Genomic DNA, 16,623 nt, shown 5'->3' on the forward strand with positions numbered 1-16,623 from the left:
GTTTAGCTTTGCTCTGTCTGATTGCAATTTCAACCTTCAGTCATGCACAAGACCAAAGTGTGATGTCGCAAGGCACCGCCTTTGGTAAGAGCATCGTGCCAACACAACCAGGTCAGGTGGTGAATCCTGCAGGGGTGAACTCCAGCGCATGGAGCGGCAAAACATCTGCACCCTCACAGACGCCAACAGGGCTTGGCGGCTTCTCAGCGCCACAAACAAGCAGCCAAGCGATGGACAGCGCAAAAACAATGGGTCTTGCAGGATTTGGGAATCAAGCGATGGACAAGTGCGCCTCCTACACACCCGGCTCTGGTGATGCGGCGCGAGACCAAGAGTGTGCGGCGGTTAATTTTCTAAGTCAACGCTGCCTCACGCCATTGGGCGCACAAGCCGCCATCGTGAACAAAAGCGGCGGAGGCAGTTCCCAGAGTCAACTGAATAGCTCTTACTGTGCCGATTCATACGGCAAGGGGGCCAACCAGTTCAACTTTGGAGAGCGAGTCAAGTCAACAGATCAATTGTTTGGAGCGGCTGGCAGCGCGCAAGCTAACGCCGGATCAATGACAGGACAGGTTTGCACTCAAAAGGCTGTAGTTACTCGGCCTGCCGAATATGAGCAGAACACTTGCGTGAAGTCAGTGAATACAGACGTGGCCACTTGTTCGCAATTCTTAAAGGTGGTCGCCATTCAAGAGCCTGGGTGTACGGCAGGTCAATTTTTAACAAGGGTAACTGCTGATCCGTGTCCCGGATGCATCGACAAGCTTGCATATGACTTCACTTGCACCAGCACTGGCTACCGTATGCACGCATTCACGATTTATAAATCGAACGGTGCCACTAACACTGAGTTAGGAACCAGAGACATTGCAGGTCGGGTTGGTTTTTCCGTCCCTAGAACCTTAGGTCCAAATTCGCACAGCGGAGGCTATTGCTACTCAACTTACTACTCGCAAAGCTGCACCTCTTTGACTTGCTCAATTACGACCGAGTTTTACAACGATTGCCAGGGCACGTCATATGTAGGAAGCAATAGCTTCCAAGTGCCAATGGTCACCAAGTACAACAGCTATTGGGACAACCAATGTAAATCGCTTGAACAGAGCGCAGGCATTCAGCTGGGGACGCCATGAAAAAGATTCGAATCATTGCGACTGCGGTCCTAATCAGCTACGCATGGACCAGCTCATTCTCGCAATATGCGGCAGGGGCTTGTCACTCAGTTCCAAACACCAAAACCTGCGTAGACACCACCCCATGCAAGGACATCGGCGGCAAGGTTGCATGCCTTGCAGGAGTTTCAACGCCAGGCGGAGCAGTCAGCATTCCGAAATCCTGTTGGCAATACAGCTATGACTTCGCATGCTCTTCCACGGTGGTGAATACATGCACCCCGTATGAAACAAACAAAGCTTGCGAGATCGTGTCCTCAAAATGTACGGACGTCATCCCCGAAAACGGCCAATGCAGCAGCTACACCAACGTCTATAGCTGCAAAACAAAAGAAGAGACCAAAGAACAAAAACTATCATGTTCGTCGGGCGTGTTCAACAGCGACTCAATGACCGATCCTGTCAACACCAACAACACCTTTCAGAAAGCGGCCCTCGCACAAGAAATTCTCAGAGAGTCTGCAACATACGGCTCAAATGGTCAGAACATCTTTGCAGGCGTTGCTGAGACGTGTCGCAAGGGTTATTTCGGCATCAAGAATTGCTGCAAGAGCGCCCCGGGCGCAACATCAAACTCAGTGATGATGAATTTGGCTCTTAGCGGAGCCTACTCTGCGGTGAAATATGCCGGACAGGTCGCGGTCGACGCGGCAAGCCCCTATGTCTATGACGCGATGTATACCGGGGGGCAATACGCCTCAGGCTTGGTGTCTAACTTCTCAGAAAGCGCAGCAGCATCAATCGCTGACTATTCAAGCACAGTTCCCACCTCCACAAACTTTGCGGCAGGAGGCCCATCGCTGAGCGCCTACGGTTTTACATATCAATCAGGCATTGCTGCACAAGGCTCCGGCTTTATGGGTGCAAACACAACGCTGGCAACTTTTGGTGAGGGCTCTTCAATGACGTCCGTCACCTTCAACCCTTACGTGTTTGGGGCATTGGTGGCGATTCAAGTCATTCAGTCGCTTAAAAGCTGTTCACAAGAAGAGCAAATGCTTTCAATGCACATGGGTGCAAATTTGAGCACCTTCGTCAAAGAGGAATGCACGAAAAAAATCCCAATCATCGGTACCTGCATTGAATGGACCTCGACGTATTGCTCGTTCAATTCAGTTCTTGCTCGCGTCATCAACATGCAAGGCAAACCCCAACTTGGTTTGAACACAAGCGACTGCAAAGGGATTTCTGTTGATCAAATCAGCAAGATCGATTTCACAAAAATCGACTTCCGTGAATTCACAGGGCAAATGACCCAACAAGCCACGAAAAACATGCCAGCGAATATCTCGGGCAACTACACGCCAATCATGCAAAAGCAAACCTCTGGCACATCCCAAAGCGGCTCAGCCAATCTTCCCTCTTACGCACCATAAGGAACCATATGAACAAAGCACAAATTTTCATCAAGCGCCACGGAACCACCCTTGCTCTTTGCGCCCTGCTTGTCGCAAGCCTCGGGGGTGGCTATTTCTTGATTCAACAGAAGAACGCCACCCTCGAAACGATGAAGGCAGAGCTTCAAAAAGGCACAGAGCAAATTACAGCGCTCACAAACGATATTGGCACACTCAGAACAGAGACGGAAATGGCCAAGAAGGAGCTTGAGGAGTTCAAGGCTCAGCACCAGAACCAATCAGAAGATCTTGCCGCCTTTGCCAAACAAGCTGCCGCCTGTGAAGACATCAAGAAAAAACTAAACGTTAAAAAGTGAGGTTGAAAATGAAGAAAATTGCCATCGTGCTTTCACTACTTGCCGCAACCACGGCTATGGCCGCGCCATTGGTTTTTGAAACCGATAGCGCGAAGGTCTTTGTTGTGCGCCCAATTGATCAATGGTCTGGTGACAAGTCAGCTTTGGAGTCCAGCCTAGAAGCCCATAAAAATAAAACAGCTTGGTACACCGTTCTTTTGAACGATCAGAAGTATTTGTTCGGCAATCCAAACGTAACGCAGTCAGCCAGCAACCACCCGATCACAAACGCGGTCGCTCAAAAGCTGGATCAAGCAGGATTCAAACTACCCCGCAGCAGCGATAACTCTTTCACGGTCCAGTTGCCTGTCTCTATCCCTGTGGAAAAAATCGGCACTGTCCAAACTTATCAGACCGCAGCCTTCAAGCAGACGATTGCAAACCAAGGGAACCCTGACGACCTGCAAGGCAAAACAACCCGCAATAAGTTCATTGGCGGGCTTCTTTCGGTTGGAACGATGATTGCAGCAGCAGACAGATATGGTGCTGTGGGCGGCTCACACGCTACGCTAGGCTCTGGAATCACAGACAGCATCTACAGCGCAGTCTCTCAATACAAAGGAGGCCTAGTTCCCGTCGATTTGTCGGGCCAGGATCTTGAGCAATGGTGCTCCAAGCCCGAATGCCGCTACAAGGAAATCGAAATTCGACGTGTTACGACAGCCGCGCCCGACCGTGTTGGGCAAATCGTTATCGCCTATAAGAACGGCAAAACACCCGAAGCAGAAGAGGGCGCCTTGATCCAAGCCGTTTACCTCCTAACTGCAGCAGGATCGACAACCGTCGACATTGAAAAAGCTAGACAAGAAAATCGTCAGCTTCGCAAGGATGTGTGGGCCGCTTGCGTAGCCGAAGATAATCCGGCTTGTAAACAATAAGCTCAGGGGCTCAAATTGGTTGAAAAAGAAAAAGATAGCTTCGTCCAGAGAACTGGGAAGAAGTTCGGTTTCTTGAATCAAGTCTCACTGGCTATTCTTGTTATTGGTTTAATTGCCATGCTCGCCAAGTGAATGAAATTATGAAACTCAACACTGAACTAATAGCCCTTGGGCTATTGTTTTTTTGCCTAATTTTCTTTGCTCTGATTCCAAGAAAGCCATACAAGCGCGCCGAGTTTTTATTCACGCCAGCTGAGCGAATTTTCTATAAGCATCTGGTGAGAGCCGTGAATGGCGATTACTTGGTGTTTGGGAAGGTGCGTGTAGCCGATCTGATCACCATTAAAGGCAAATACGGCAGTAAATCATCTATGCGTGACTTGGCGAAGGTTGCTCAAAAGCACGTGGATTTTTGCCTTTGCCACCCAGAGACACTCGCTGTAATTTGCGCCATTGAGTTGAACGATAAATCACACGATAGGCTTGATCGGAAATCTCGTGATGGTTTTTTGGATAAGGTTTGTAAGGATGTCGGGCTACCCCTTGTCTGGATAAAAGCGCAGAACAACTACAACATGATTGAAATTAGACAATCCATCAAAGTAAGCATCGAAAGCGTAGCGCAGACAAATCAATCTAATCCAATTTACAACCCGAAAGAATTCAGGAAACAACGCCCATAAAACCTTAAATGAATCGTCGTCGTAGGCCATTTCTTTTTATACAAAATGGCCCACGCTCAGTTAACGACCTTGCTCAATAGCCGCGTCTTTATTGAGAGCCTTATCGATGTGTGCGCCAACCTCTTGTGACGTCTTTATCACCGCTTTCTCTTGCTCCAAAGCTCGTAAGATTGACTCGCCACGTCCCAAGTCCAATTTGCCCATGTCGTGCGCAGAGGTTTTCTTCACTTCTTTACCCGCACTCTTGAGCAGGGCCTCATAGTTACTCGTGACGATTTCCGTGTTGTCCTTTGCCCTTGTAGCGGCAACATAGGTAGCCTGTCGATTGAACACCTTTGCGCCCGTTTCTGAGGCCGCGATGATCATTCTTTGATAAGTAGCACCTTGATCCTTGATCGTGGTGTGCGCGTAGCCCAAATCCGCGAACCGCATGGATTTGTTTGGCAACGGCGTTACTTGGCCATCCTTCCATCGCACAACCGCACCGCCACCATCTAAGCCAACCACCACCCCGCGCTTGCCGTTCTTGATGACAAACGATTCTCGACCTTGACCGCCGCGAATAATCGCCCGAGATTCGATTTTGTCCCCGACCGAGTACTTTCGCTCATCGAGCACGTATGGCGAGAAATTCATTTGCTTGTCAGGGTTGATGCTGATCTGAATCCCTTTCCCCTCGATGGTTCCAAGGATGCGGTTGTGCTCGATGTCGTAGCCCTTGACGATGATCACGTCACCTCGGCCAACGCCTTTTTCTTTGTAGTCCTGGTTGAACACCAATCGGTCGACTCCAGCGCCCGAGAGCATGCTTGCGTTTCGTTTCTGCGCGGTCGTCAACTGCGGATCATCGAAATGCTCCTTGGCGAAGGTGTCAGCACCTAACAAGTTGTTTGCTTGCAGCAAATCATGGATGTGAGAGTTTGCCGCTTTGCGGTCCTTGTTGGTCACGGCCACTACCGCAACAGTCGGGTCTGCAATGCCTTTATCCTGCAATTCTTTTAGGTTGGCCAGATAGCGCTCAGCCACCTTGGGGGCAAGCTGCGCCCCCTCTACTTCAGTTCGGTCGAGCATGGCGATTGCATCGGCATAGCCTCGACCCTTGATCGATTTCACCGCATCCTGAGTTTGCGGGGTCGCATTGTCAAAACGCTTGGTTTGCTCAATGACCGACAAATTGATACCAGAGGCCTGCGCTTGCTCAAATGCTTTACCAGCGGCGACACTGCCGTGCTGGTGGATATCCCCCTGTAATACACCGCGAGCACCATGCTTCGCAACAAAACCAATGAATCGTTGCGTGTCATGTACGCCCGTCATAGACGCCTCATCCATGACAAACATGGTCGGTTTGCCAACAACGTTGCCATGATTTTGCAAGTTGGCCAACTGCGCTTCTTTCTGATTGAGTTGCCCAACCAGTTTGTCCATGCGTTCCTCGCGGTTGCTCTTGATCAACGCATTACGAGCAGCGGTGGCCTCAACCACACCCACCTTTTCATAGCTAATGAGGGTGTTCCCAAGGCTCTCCGCAATGTTTGTCACCTTCTCAGTCGCGAATGCCTTCAGCTTGCCCCCCAGCGTTTGAGCCTCACCTGCATCCTGTGAATTGGTTTTAATCTTTTCGGCAGCGTCCACCATAGCCACGGCAACCCGACTAAGTAAGTCGCCCCCTGTCTTGTGAACTGTTTCGCGCTGATGGTCAAAGGTGTATCGGTTCGTCCCAAAGTTTAGGTCAAAACTTTTCGACTGAAGCGTTCTCACCTCGATGCGCGGGATGTCCTCGCGATTTTGGAGAGGGGCGCCCTGTCTGATTTGATGCTTGAGCGCCTCGATCTCCATCGAAATCTCTTTGCTTGCGTTATTGCGCTCGGCAAAGAAACCAGCAATCGTATTGCTCTTGATTCCGCTACTTGCTTGCAGCTCTTCAGCAGCGGAGGATGTGGTTGCCACCCCTTGAATCGCCCAACCCTTCTTTTCGGCAGCTTCGCGAACAAACTCAAGCGCAGCGGTCTTGCCAGTGCCCGCATCCCCTTGGATTGCTTGGAATTTGTCACCATGCATCAGCAGATTTTTAGCGGCATTTACCTGCTCATCCGACAACTTGAAGGGCTTACCAATCTCGGCTGTTTTTCGTGCCTCAAAAGCACCCAAAAGCTTAGAAAACTCTTCCTTTGTGGCCACGACTTGCAACCCTTGGCCCTTGCCCTCAGAAATGGTTTGTGCCATTTGCTTTTCAGGGTCTAGGGCCTTTTGTGTGGTGTACCAGGTCGCTCCCGAAGGCATACCGTCCCGCTCGATCAAAACGTGGTTTTCGCGGTGTTCGCGAATTGCCACCTTAACGTCCTCAATCGGAACCTTGCCCATGAGAACGGCTTCTTTTTCCAACTGCGCGACCGTGAATGACTGCTCGCGTTCACTCAGGTGTTCAATGGCCTCAGACACAGCCAAGACCGACAAACGCTTTTCCTCCTCCCGCATAGCCGCTGGATTGGCATTTGCAGCGCGCTCTTTCGACTCGCCAACCAATCCCTCTAGGTTCATCTCCTTTGCTTGCGCTTGCTGAGTCCAAACCTCCTGCAAAACACCAGAGGGAAGCTCCTGTTTCTTTGATCGCGTATCTAACGCCGCCGCTTGTCGCATGGCCCAAGACGCCTCTTCTGGATCGTACCCACGCTCTTTGATTGCGTCATAAATCTGCTGGCTGCGTCCACTGAACACCTCAAGGTGTTCTTTGCTCAAACCCTTGATCTCAAAATCTCGACCGTTTTTTGAAAATTCGACCTCATAGCCAGCGCGCTTGATTTCTTGCAAAAGCACCGCTTTGTAAATGTCATCAGCGCCATTGCGAAGGTTCAACACTTCGTCATTGGTAAGGCTTCGCCAGGTCTTCCGGTCTAAGTCGTAGGTCACAGCCATCACCACGTTGTGGTTGTGCAGCTGCGGCTCGTTGTTGCGGTTTGTTTCGTGGCGAATGGTGGCCCACAATAAGTTACCCGTTTGCTCTTTGACGTTTTGGCCCTGATCGTCCTTGACGCGAATAATCGCCCCGTGCTCTTCAATCCACCCCATCGCCTTGGCGTTGGCGATCTCGTGAGCCTTTATGAGTCGGTCATCCCCCGCGACAAGGGCCATGATCGACACAGACTTTGGCGGCGCTGTCGACATATCGAAACCAGCACGCCTGTCTTCATTGCCTCGGCTGGCCAAGTTTTGTACTTTTCCAGTTTCAGGGTTTAGAAGCTTGCCATCCAAAGCGTCGATGAAGTCCTGACGCTCAACCCGCTGGCCTTCTATGCCAAGAATCCGCGCACCCTTGCCTTGCCATTTCGCCCCTGCGGACTCATCCATGTAGTAGTTGTCTGCATCGCGGACATTCCCCTCGGCTGAAAAGGCGCGGTCGTGGTAACTAGCAGCATCTGAACCAGATCCAATTGCGTGAAAGGTAATCATGTTGTCCCTCAGTTTGGAAAAAATGCGGAAGCGGTGAAGCGTTGCTCACCTGGACGAAGCGGGATCGTCAAGCTGACGACCTCAGAGATAAAACTTGTCCCGTGTGGGTAGTTCTGAGGAGAGTAGTCAAGGGTGCGAGTTGTGCGACCTTGGGCGTCTTGCAAATACACGCGAAGCCACGGCCAATCGGCACCACCTTTGTTGGTTAACCGAAGGCTCACAACCACATTGGATGTATCTGGCATGCTGGCTTGAAGGCTATCCACCACCACCATTGCTGGATCTGTTCTTTCATCTGTCAACTTGTAGCCAACGATTCGCGAGGTTTTGTCATCACCTAAGGTAGAAGAGAGCGGAGCCTCAGAAAACATCGTTGTTGCAGAGTTGGCCAACCTCATGTTCACCTCATGCATGAAGAACCACGCCAAGATGAAGGCCACCAGCAGGGCCATGAAAATGATTCGAATTAGGATTGTTTTCATTCCCGCCCCAACAAGTTATTGATCATCATGCTGGCCGCATTGGTTTGCTCTGGAGCCGTGACCACCACCGTCTTTTCCTGAGCTTCGGGCCTTAACTCTTGTCCTCCAATAGCCTGAGAACCCACCTTTTCAGCCTCTGCAGCAAGGTCCTGATCCGTTGCAGAATCATCTTCACTGGCTGCTTTCACAGCTTCGCTGATCTTCACAAGTGGGTCCACCGAACCAGCGGCCCAATTTCGTTCAATGACAAAGGAGGGGTCGCGTTCGGGTGTGTCTTGGATAGCGGCGAACTTCTCAACATAGGCTCGACCCCAGCGGCCTTTAGAGGGCAACCAGTGACGGTAATCAACCTTTGCGGCAGGGTAGCTTCCGACCAACTTGAGAAAGCCCGTGCAACTGTCTAGCCCACCGATTTCCGAGGGCATGATCAGCCACTTCTCGTGATCTTGAATATTCACGCCAGCGCCATCTCGCATTTCGTTGACCGCAAGTGCTTGGTTTTGGCTAACCGTTTCCATTTCGACTTTGCCCAAACGCTTCGCAGCCCGCTCCATCATGGAGGCCTCATTCATTCGAAGCATGAGCACAGTGTTGAAACAGTTCATGACCGTGTCGCCACGATCTTTGCCCATAGAAGACCAGTATTGGGAATCGCTTTGAATACCCGAAACAATCGAAACGCCGAATTTCCTCAAGGTGGCGAGGTGTTCATCCAGTTTGATGTCGCCAAGGGTGTGAACCTCATCCAAGAAGAACCAATACCTGTCTTCATGAACAATTTCTTGCTTTGCCGAAATCATTGCAAACGCCGAGGCTAGGATGAGGCGATACAACGGCGAAAACATGGCACGGGTGTCATCCGTGCCAAGAATGAAAAACCGCGCATCGTCATCTGACTCTAAAAAATCACGGATTGACCAGTTGCCTGGCTGGACCGCTTTCAAACCGTTGAGGTAAATCGCAATTGAAGAGATAACACCTTGGCGCTGACCTTTCGAATCACCGCCGACCGCTGAACTTGCCACCGACTTCTCAATCAGCTTTTCCATTTCATCGTCTGGCATTTCGAAAATTGCTTTCGCAATGTCGCGGGTATCGATCGCGCCATATTTCGCAAGCCGGAGCAGCATGACGCTAAACAGCGCCCGAGCCGCATCTTCAAAAAATGCACTTGCGCCATGCACAACGCCTCCCTTTGGAGGCAAGAAGGCGTGCGCGAAGGTGTCGGCGTCATAAACGTACTTGAGTTCCGAAAAGATGGACCAAGGGACAGAACCAACCAATGCGGGATTAAAGAAATAGTCCTTGCCTGGACGGAAATATGCGCGGAAGAATTCGCCGCTCTGGTCGTAAATCACACTCTTGCGTTTTTTCGCAAACACTTGCTGCATCAAGTCGTGAATCACCAACGACTTACCCGAGCCTTGTGCCCCCTGCATCAAAATCCCCGTCATCGGAGCGGAGGCGGGGAGTGTCACTTCTGCCAGTTTGTATTGCCCACCATCCTTCAACCGAACCATTCGATCAAGCTCAGTTTGGCTGACAACCTCACGGGCTCCGCGAATCCGCTTGTCCTCCATGTTGCGCTCACCAATACGCTGCAAGATCAGCCAAACGACCAAGTAGCCAATAAACGGCAAGATCATGCTCAGGATGAAATACCAGTGAAATTCATCAACAGCCGACCACTCTTTGTTTAGAGCTTGTCTTACTTGTGCAGGCTTCAGAGACCTCGCCCGTTGCCCGTCATCGGTAATTGCTTCGATGGTTTTGTAGTGACCAGTTGAATCTCTGATTTCCCACTTTGAGCGGATATCCGGCTCCGCATACCTAGCGACCGCAGCCACTCGAACAATGTCAATTTCGCGATCTGTAGCCCCGTTGAACCAAAGGATGTAGGGCAAAAAGAAGCAGGGCACTGCGCCCAGCCAAAAACTCATAACAGCCGCTTGAATGGATAAATTAAGGCGAGTGGCGAAAACAGCTCGCCCAATACCTGCGTGACTGGCGGCGGCGTTCTTCATGCGCGATCTCCCACAACTTGAGAGGGCAAGGGCATTTGCTCAATTTCCTGAAAACTCATAAGTTCAGCAGGAAACAGTTCGCCTAGATTCGGACGCTTCTCACCACAACTATCGCGCCAAAGCCCATCAGGCATCTTGAGGAAGTTTCTGTAAAAGAGCCCACCATCGGGCGCGTGGATCAGCAATTCAGCGAACGTAACCTGTCCATCAGACTCTGGGCCAAACTCGGCCAAAACAGCCTTGTAGGGGCGATCTGGCGACACATAGACGGTTGCGTTTGCGCGGTAAACGCCAACCACCAGATCCGATATTTGATTGACCCCTTCGGGGCTAGTATTCATGAACATGGTCAATTGCCTCCTTTTTTGAACAGCCCTCGTTGCTGTCCAACCAGCACCGCTTGTGAAATTTCAAAACCCTGCTTGAGGTGTTCCGTCATCTCGCTTACCCGCTCATCTGGCTTGCGCCCTACATCCATTGCCGAGAGCATCGCGGCACCTACGGCAGCAAGCTCAAGAATGTGTGCAACCCTTCCATCGATGGTGTTGACGCGGTTGATCAGGTCTTCATGCTTGCGGTCAAAACCCGCCAAGCCCTCATGCAGAAACACCCTCAAAAGCTCGGCCTTGGAGACCTTGCGGGCGCGGGCTTCTTTGGTCAAAGCTTCATCATCAGCCTCATCCAAACGCAACAGTACAGACTTAGTTTTCACTCTTTCCCCTTAGGCGTTATCTTTTGATATACATTCTAAGTAGGGCCGCAGGCCTTGTAAATAATTTATGTATATCATTTGATTACATTTCGCACCGCACACCTGATATCACCGAAACCCGTACCAGCAGGGACTTAGATGGGTATTTAGGCGGCTCGTGATAACGTGCGTAATGTGTGTTCTTTATTCAAGGTGTCTTTGCCCACAGCTACCTTTCTTAGTACTAAACTACGCACGTGAACCCCTCACAAGTACCACGAACATTTTAAGAAAGAGAGCGATTTATGACCGAAGTGGCTAATCAGGAAACGGACAGCAAGAACCCCAAAGCCCCACGAGTGTCACGGGCAAAGAACCTTGAGGCACGTCTCGCGGAGATGGAGAAGAAGACGAAGGAACTCCGCGAGAAATTGCGCGAGGAGCAACGTAAGGAGCGCGAAGAAAACTCTCGGGCGGTAGCAGCCTTGCATAAGACCGAGGGTTTGGATGTTTTCGACGTTGAGGCTTGGGCGGCAGCTATGCCACAAGTCAAAGCGTTGCTAGAAAAAGCACAGTCCGCACTTCCGCAGGAAGCGGACGCTTAAAGGCAATGTTCAGGGCTTTGCTCTGAACGAGCCGTAGACCGTCAACAGACCAACGGAGGTTTTCCACAAATCCACGGACCCCAACGCCGACGAAGCGAATCTTCAATAATTCGCGTAGTCGGGACTTCGAGACTTATCCACCTGGCGTGGGAAAGTCCGAAGGAGTGGGAAGTGGGTTTGTGGGAAACCTCCGTTCATTTTTGCCAGACAGAACTCAGCGGCGATAGGCCGCTCAAGCAAACAGGTGTTGCCAGCCGTTCAGGTGGCAACCAAAGGCAATGCCCCAGCGAAGCGAAGGGCGAGCCGTGGCGGTTGTCCACAAACGCACGGACCCCGAAGCCGCCAGCGGGGATATTCATAATCCCCGTGGGGGGCTCCGAGAATCTTTTCCACCTTGCGTGGGAAAGTCTCGGAGAGTGGGAGGTGTGGCTTGTGGGCAACCTTTCGTCGATGCACCCGACTTGCTCGGAGTGCTTCGACAGTAGCAAGGTAAGCCGATGCGGCGAATAAGGAATTTTGGCCCTAGGCCAAACTGGCTACTGTCTCGGCAAATGACGCCGAGACGTGCGGCGAGGTTCAAGCGCAGCGAAGGACGAGCCGAGGCATCAGGCCCATTGGCCGCATGGCCTCACACAGAGGCCACACGTTCGGCGCTGATAACGACCGCACGGGAGACTCAGCGACGAACCGCCTCAAAAACCAGAACATATCGAAACTACCAAACCAGTTGAACTAATACAAAAAGGCCCTCGGGCCGCATGTCCTCGCAAGAGGGCAACCGTTCGGCGCTGATACATCCAGACCTGGACGACTCAGCGCCGAACCGCCACGAAATCCAACCAACACCAAAAGGGGCCAGCTTGGCGGCTGACCCCTTGGGCTTTAGGCTGCGGCGCTCATGGCTTGCGGAGCGTTGACCGCAAAGACTGCGGCGCGCACATTGGTGCCACTGGCCACAAAGCTGCCTTCGGGCAAATTCTCAAAGGTGCCGCCCATTTGTCGGGCAAGGCCTCCGAGGCGTTCAGCCTGTCGGGGGCCACCTGCACAAATCGCCACCAGTCGGCCACCTTGTTTCAAGAACTTGAGGGCGTGCTCGATGTGCTTAATGTCCTCGGCGTTGACAAAGGGGGGATTCATCACCACACGGTCAAAGCGCCCGAAAGTGTCAGGATTCAAGGTCAAAAAATCGGCATGGTGAATGTCTGCGCCCAATTCCTGCGCCTTGAGCTGTTCGCACAATTTGCCGTTGATTTCAACGGCGGTGCGGACTGCCTCGCCTGCGGTCGCTTCGCGGATTGCTTGCAAGAGGTTGCCCGTTCCTGCGCTTGGCTCCAGCACGGTCATGCCCGCTTCAATCTCTGCCATTTCCACGATTTCAGCAGCTAACGGGGCGGGGGTCGGGAATAGTTGCGGAGCGGTCACGACTTGAACGCCCGTCTTCAACGTCTCACGCATGGCGGCGATTTGGTCGGCTTCGGCTTGCTTGGCCTGTTGCGCTGGTGTGTGGTTTTGTGCATCACTTGCCACGGGCTTAGATACTGGCATTTCAATTCGGCGGTCAAAAGTCACGGGCGCGGCATCTTGGTTTTGGCCTTCGGCTTTGGGTGGGTCCACGCGCTTGGCGTCAGTGATAAAAACATTGAAATAATGGTGGCCTTCGTTGCCGGTTTTCTTCACAAAGCAACCCATCGCACAGCGGACGCGATGCGCGGCGACTTCTGAGGTGGCTTTGGTTTTCTCGGTGCCTCGGTAATCCTTTGGCACCTTGTCGAATTGGGCTTTTGTCATTTCGATGCAGCCTTCAGCTGGGTAGTTCACCAGCGGCCCCAGCGTTGTGGCCTTCTTGGCCTTGCTTGCGTCTTCTTCAGTTGGGGCGTTGTAGTCCTGCACCTCCTCGATGCCGCGAACTGGCACAAATCGGGCATTCGTGCGAACACTCAAAATGCGGCCTTCGCGCTTGTTGACGCGAAGCACCACCAACCACTCGGAGCCAATCAAGACACGGCCACCGACTTGAATGTCGAACTTTTCACCCTTGACCACACCATCTTCGCCCAGCATGGCGCGCTCATAGGCGATGCGGTTTTCATAGTGATTGAGCCAGCGACGCACTCGCTCAGTGCTTGCAGGAAATTGTCTTTTCGCCTCCTCGATGACTTCTTCAACGGTGCGGGGCGCGTACAAATTCGGATGACTGTTATTTAGAACCGTGTAGGCGCTTGGCAACTGGTCCCAATCTTCGCGGTCGCCTTCCTTGCGAGGCATTTGGTGGTTGCGGTAGCCTGAAATTTTGAGAGCCATTGCCAGTTTTTTGGCGGGGTCTGTCTCGGCTTCGCATTTGAGCCAAAAGCCCAAAAACTGCTCGGCCTCGGTGATGTGCTTTTCTTGCTTTCGCTTGTCGGCCTCCAGTCCTTTGATGCGGCGGTGTCGCACATCGGGGCGCTCTTTGTATTTGGCATGAGCCACGGCGCGTTCGGCGCGTCGGCTCCAGTAGGCTGACGTTTCCCAAAGTTGCACGGCGCGGCGCATTCCATTCTCGATGCGCTGGGCATCCTTGCGAGCGTGGCGCTCGCTATGGTGTCCCACTAGGATGGGCTGACCGAATGGGATGTGTTCGGTGATGCTTTGCACGTGCTCCCGTGCGCTTGCGGCTTCTTTGCCGCGCTTGTCTGAATAGTCCTCGAAGCGGTCGGCGCGTTCTTCTGCGCGTTCAGTCAATGAGCGGTCATCGTCTTCAATTTCTCCAGCCAGTTCGATGCACAAATCCTCGCGCTCTGGCGTCCACATCGGAGCCACGAAAATTTCTTGTTTTGGTGCCCACTTGAACCCTGCCGCCTTGACGCGCTCGTAAGTTTCCGCGTCTAAGCGTTGCGAAGCCGAAAGGCGCAATTTATTGTCATCGGGCGAATATGTCGCGCTAAATGTTGTCATGGTTTCTTCTCCAGGTAAGCGGCCAACTTTGGGCCATCCAGTAACCGACTGGCTCGGGTGTTTGCTCAACACTCCAATGCACTGCTCGCAGTGCATCAGGCTGTTGGGTTTAGTGGGCTGTTTGCTTTGCGGTGTTTGGTCGAAGGCTGGATTCTTTGACCGGAAACCACGGAGAGGATGAATTGACAAGGTAGCGTGAACCTCGCGCATACAGTCCACAAGGCGCCTCGGGTTTCTGAAAAAAGCCCGTCACTTGCATTTCAAACTCGACGCCGTTGTCATTCGTAAAAATCACATGGTCACCAATCGCAAAGCGTAACGGCTGGCCGTTTTCTGGTGCGAATGGTTTGTCTCTGTCATGTTCTGCGGTGACTCTTTCCGCCCACGCCCAATGGCTGCTCATGATGCTTGGCCCGTGATGCCATAGTGGGCCTGTTTGTTGCCCACATTAAAAATGCCATCCATCTCTACACCTTCCAGCATTTCGATGGGTACATCAATACCCAATTCATCCAGCTTATTAACAAACGGCTCAATGGTTTGAGCAAAGCCACCCGCTTGGGCGAGTTCGGGGTCTTCCAAGTTGGAATAAATAAAGCCATCTTCTTTGTTGGTCTTGTCTTCAATGACCATAAAAAAACCCTGTAACGGCTTATCCCATCCCATCATCACGGTGATGGCATCGCCTTTATGTGTGGTCTTAAAAAATGTTGCGACATGATTAAGCGCCCTTCTGTGTCGTTGTTGTTTCACGTTCGCCGATGTATCGCTGACTAGATTCAAGCCGAGCCACAAAAGGCGCAGCAATAACCGACAAAATTGCACCCATAGCTAATGGGTTTGAGGTTTGACCTTCAACCACTAGCAGATAAAGAAAGCCCGCAAAGCACAAAGCCGCTTTGATGATGTAAAACAAAGTGAATTGATGTTTAAAGTTTTTCATGTCTGCTTTGATTGTGATTAGGTGTTAAGTGGCTTCCGGCTTGGTCTTTCGTGCAATACAAACCAGAAGCCCGAAGCTTTAGCCTTGGTCGTACTCTCGCGCCCAAGCTTCATTCTCTGGGGTCATGGCTGGCGGGGTCTGTTCGCCTTGGCCAGCTTCGCCACCTTCTTGGTTGCCTGCCTTCTTCGCGCCAAAGGGTTCAATGTGTGAAGCCAGAATTTCAACAGTCGGAATTTTCACGCCATCATTGTTCAAATATGAGCCATAACGCAACGAGCCTTCGACGTAAACCGTGCGGCCCTTCGTCAGTTTCTCGCCTGCATATTCGGCTTGTTTGTCCAACACCGTGACGCGGTGCCATTGGGTTTCATCTTCCCATTCGCTTGTTTGTTTATTCTTGCGGCGGTTGCTTGTTGCAATGCTCAAAGTGGCCACGGCCTTGCCTTGTGGTGTGTAGCGCAATTCAGGGGCGCGGCCCAAGTTGCCAATCAAAGTAACTTTGTTGAGTGAAGATGTCATGGTGGTTTCTCCAGGTAAGCGGCCAACATTTGGGCCATCCAGTAACCGACTGGCTCGGGTGCAAACTTGTTCGTTTGCATGGGTTTTATTATAGTCTATTTAATGGACTATTTGCAACCCTCACTCACTTTTTTTGTTAAGCAATGTTAAGAATTTAAGCCCCTATAAATTGGGGTATCGGGGGCGTAGCCCCTGATGGTGACTAGGTGCCACGCCAGCCAATTCAATGGCCGCGAGCCTCACCCTTGCAAACCACAAAACTCACTTCGCGCCCTGAAAGACAAACCAGCGGCGCAAGCCGCCAGCGGGCGAATAGCCCGCGTCAACTCAATCAGTTCTAGTTGCGCTGCGCGCAACTCTAGCGGTGTGAGGCGTTATGCCGATCTGACTAAAAACAATCAATACTGAATGATTGAACGTGCGCGCAAAGCGCATGTGAACTGACTTCACACAAGCAAAGCTCTGATCATCAAAAGGGGCAAAGCCCCAGGC

General features: G+C 51.8%; 16 protein-coding genes. 6 read left to right on the forward strand and 10 right to left on the reverse strand.

Going from position 1 to position 16,623, the window contains the following annotated elements; genetic code table 11:
• The first annotated feature begins 62 nt into the window (after positions 1-62).
• From B9Z44_RS14500 to B9Z44_RS14520, 5 genes are all read left to right on the forward strand, one after another.
• Positions 63-1,133: a hypothetical protein gene (locus tag B9Z44_RS14500; protein ID WP_146180637.1), complete on the forward strand. Its 1,071-nt coding sequence runs from the start codon at positions 63-65 to the stop codon at positions 1,131-1,133.
• Positions 1,130-2,548 (forward strand): conjugal transfer protein TraN, encoded by a 1,419-nt coding sequence (traN, locus tag B9Z44_RS14505; RefSeq protein WP_108402976.1) that lies wholly within the window; start codon positions 1,130-1,132, stop codon positions 2,546-2,548. The genes B9Z44_RS14500 and traN overlap by 4 nt, the downstream gene beginning before the upstream one ends.
• 8 nt (positions 2,549-2,556) lie before the next feature.
• The gene (locus B9Z44_RS14510; protein ID WP_108402977.1) at positions 2,557-2,886 is read left to right on the forward strand and encodes a hypothetical protein; all 330 of its coding nucleotides are present in this window, start codon (positions 2,557-2,559) and stop codon (positions 2,884-2,886) included.
• 8 nt (positions 2,887-2,894) lie between these two features.
• Positions 2,895-3,803, forward strand: coding sequence for a hypothetical protein (locus tag B9Z44_RS14515; RefSeq protein WP_108402978.1), 909 nt, complete (start codon positions 2,895-2,897; stop codon positions 3,801-3,803).
• A gap of 140 nt (positions 3,804-3,943) precedes the next feature.
• A complete protein-coding gene (locus B9Z44_RS14520; RefSeq protein WP_146180638.1) occupies positions 3,944-4,486 on the forward strand; it encodes a DUF2726 domain-containing protein in 543 nt (180 codons plus the stop codon).
• A 60-nt stretch (positions 4,487-4,546) separates the two neighbouring features.
• Here B9Z44_RS14520 and mobF read toward each other — a convergent pair whose 3' ends face one another.
• The 5 genes from mobF to B9Z44_RS14545 are packed head-to-tail and all read right to left on the reverse strand — an operon-like array spanning position 4,547 to position 11,154.
• Positions 4,547-7,936, reverse strand: a complete 3,390-nt coding sequence (mobF, locus tag B9Z44_RS14525; protein WP_108402980.1) for a MobF family relaxase — start codon at positions 7,934-7,936, stop codon at positions 4,547-4,549.
• 8 nt (positions 7,937-7,944) lie between these two features.
• Positions 7,945-8,388, reverse strand: a complete 444-nt coding sequence (locus tag B9Z44_RS14530) for a hypothetical protein (RefSeq protein ID WP_146180639.1) — start codon at positions 8,386-8,388, stop codon at positions 7,945-7,947.
• 26 nt (positions 8,389-8,414) lie between these two features.
• Positions 8,415-10,442, reverse strand: coding sequence for a type IV secretion system DNA-binding domain-containing protein (locus B9Z44_RS14535; protein ID WP_108402982.1), 2,028 nt, complete (start codon positions 10,440-10,442; stop codon positions 8,415-8,417).
• Positions 10,439-10,789, reverse strand: a complete 351-nt coding sequence (locus B9Z44_RS14540) for a hypothetical protein (RefSeq protein WP_108402983.1) — start codon at positions 10,787-10,789, stop codon at positions 10,439-10,441. Before B9Z44_RS14540 ends, B9Z44_RS14535 begins: the two co-directional genes overlap by 4 nt.
• Positions 10,790-10,791: 2 nt before the next feature.
• A complete protein-coding gene (locus tag B9Z44_RS14545; RefSeq protein ID WP_108402984.1) occupies positions 10,792-11,154 on the reverse strand; it encodes a ribbon-helix-helix domain-containing protein in 363 nt (120 codons plus the stop codon).
• 284 nt (positions 11,155-11,438) lie between these two features.
• Here B9Z44_RS14545 and B9Z44_RS14550 point away from each other — a divergent pair, with 284 nt between their 5' ends.
• Positions 11,439-11,738, forward strand: coding sequence for a hypothetical protein (locus B9Z44_RS14550; RefSeq protein ID WP_108402985.1), 300 nt, complete (start codon positions 11,439-11,441; stop codon positions 11,736-11,738).
• Positions 11,739-12,620: 882 nt separating this feature from the next.
• On the opposite strand, the gene B9Z44_RS14555 is transcribed toward B9Z44_RS14550, so the two are convergent.
• The 5 genes from B9Z44_RS14555 to B9Z44_RS14575 all read right to left on the reverse strand — a co-directional run bounded on the left by B9Z44_RS14555 (position 12,621) and on the right by B9Z44_RS14575 (position 16,131).
• Entirely contained in the window at positions 12,621-14,669 is a 2,049-nt protein-coding gene (locus B9Z44_RS14555) for a DUF3560 domain-containing protein (protein ID WP_108402986.1), read from the reverse strand.
• Between the two features lie 109 nt (positions 14,670-14,778).
• Positions 14,779-15,072 carry a hypothetical protein gene (locus B9Z44_RS14560; RefSeq protein WP_108402987.1) on the reverse strand — a complete coding sequence of 98 codons (294 nt, stop codon included), beginning with the start codon at positions 15,070-15,072 and terminating at the stop codon, positions 14,779-14,781.
• Positions 15,069-15,422: a hypothetical protein gene (locus B9Z44_RS14565; RefSeq protein ID WP_146180640.1), complete on the reverse strand. Its 354-nt coding sequence runs from the start codon at positions 15,420-15,422 to the stop codon at positions 15,069-15,071. Before B9Z44_RS14565 ends, B9Z44_RS14560 begins: the two co-directional genes overlap by 4 nt.
• Positions 15,391-15,612, reverse strand: a complete 222-nt coding sequence (locus B9Z44_RS14570) for a hypothetical protein (RefSeq protein ID WP_108402989.1) — start codon at positions 15,610-15,612, stop codon at positions 15,391-15,393. Before B9Z44_RS14570 ends, B9Z44_RS14565 begins: the two co-directional genes overlap by 32 nt.
• A 78-nt stretch (positions 15,613-15,690) precedes the next feature.
• Complete coding sequence (locus B9Z44_RS14575) at positions 15,691-16,131, reverse strand: single-stranded DNA-binding protein (RefSeq protein WP_108402990.1); 441 nt, start codon at positions 16,129-16,131, stop codon at positions 15,691-15,693.
• Positions 16,132-16,623: the final 492 nt, after the last annotated feature.

This window comes from Limnohabitans curvus (assembly GCF_003063475.1).
GTDB classification, from domain to species: Bacteria; Pseudomonadota; Gammaproteobacteria; order Burkholderiales; family Burkholderiaceae_C; genus Limnohabitans; species Limnohabitans curvus.